This is a genomic window from Pseudomonas brassicacearum (genome assembly GCF_003732265.1).
Taxonomy (GTDB): Bacteria; Pseudomonadota; Gammaproteobacteria; order Pseudomonadales; family Pseudomonadaceae; genus Aquipseudomonas; species Aquipseudomonas brassicacearum_D.
Map to the genome: position 1 here is coordinate 1 of NZ_MOBK01000294.1, position 424 is coordinate 424.

The 424-nt window shown below is 62.7% G+C and carries 1 protein-coding gene; it reads left to right on the forward strand.

The window, feature by feature from the left end:
• A partial coding sequence (locus BK660_RS31360; RefSeq protein ID WP_148057527.1) for an AraC family transcriptional regulator occupies positions 1 to 424 on the forward strand: 424 nt, incomplete at both ends.

A 424-nucleotide genomic window follows, 5' to 3' on the forward strand; every position in this document is an offset into this window, starting at 1 on the left:
CCGCCGCAACCCCACCGACGATGGCAGCTACGAGACCGCCATCGGCTCGCTGTTCATGTCGCGCCACACAAAATCCCACGACTTTGCCCCGGTGCTCGCGCAACCGGCGCTGTGCATCATGGCGCAGGGACGCAAAGAGGTACGGCTGGCCGACGAGTACTTCAATTACGACCCGCTGAATTACCTGGTGGTATCGGTTTCGATGCCGCTGAGCGGGCGCGTGGTCAATGTATCGCCGGAGGATCCGATCCTCGCCGTGCGCCTGGATATTGACCCGACAGAAATCACCGCACTGATCGCCGACGCAGGTCCCATGGGTGTACCGACCCGGCCGACCGGGCGCGGTTTGTATGTCGAGAAGATCGACAGTTCGATGCTCCATGCCGTCTTGCGTCTGGCGCCTCTGCTCGACGCGCCGAAAGAC